The sequence below is a fragment of the Burkholderia sp. MR1-5-21 genome (assembly GCF_053427715.1).
Window position 1 is genome coordinate 1 of the sequence record NZ_JBSAXD010000109.1, and the last position, 625, is coordinate 625.

Sequence of the window (625 nt, forward strand, 5' to 3'; positions counted from 1 at the left end):
ACATTCTTGCCCGACGTATTGCCGTGCGTGCTGTAGTTCATCCCGCCGTCGCCCGTCGTCACGCCGGCACTAAAACCGCTCGAACTCGCATCGTAGTTCGACTGATTCTGAATGTCAGAGAACGAGAGCGAACCCGTCGTCAACGAATTCCTCGATGCATCCGCGTCGCTCGCAATCACCGCTCCCTTCAGATCGGTATTGCCCTTGACGTTGATATTGAACCCGCCGTCCCCCGCCTGAATCCCGGCTTGCTCATTGACGCCCGCATAGCTGCCCGACGCATTACCCTTGCTCTGGCTAAAGTTCGCGCTGGCACCGCCTTGGCTAATGCTGAAGCCGCCGCCCGTACTCGACTGATGCGCGGCGCTTGTCAGCGTATCCTGCACGCTTGCGATGTTCAGGTTGCCGCCCACGTCGGCATTCACCTGATTGCCGCTGACGTTCGACCCGATAATGTTCGTATCGCCGCCCGAGATGATCGTCACGGCATTCGCCGCGTTCACATGGCTGTTGTTCTGCGTTGCCAGATCGCTGTTCCCGTCGCCATGTGCCTTCGACATCGCCGCCGATACGCCGATTCCACTCATGCCGACCGATGCACCCACGCGCGAACTCTTCGATTCGT

Annotated in this window: 1 protein-coding gene; it reads right to left on the reverse strand. The window is 59.5% G+C overall.

The features are described 5' to 3' along the window. Window positions 1-625: hemagglutinin repeat-containing protein (locus ACV229_RS40630; protein ID WP_448088662.1), on the reverse strand; the 625-nt coding region annotated here is incomplete at both ends.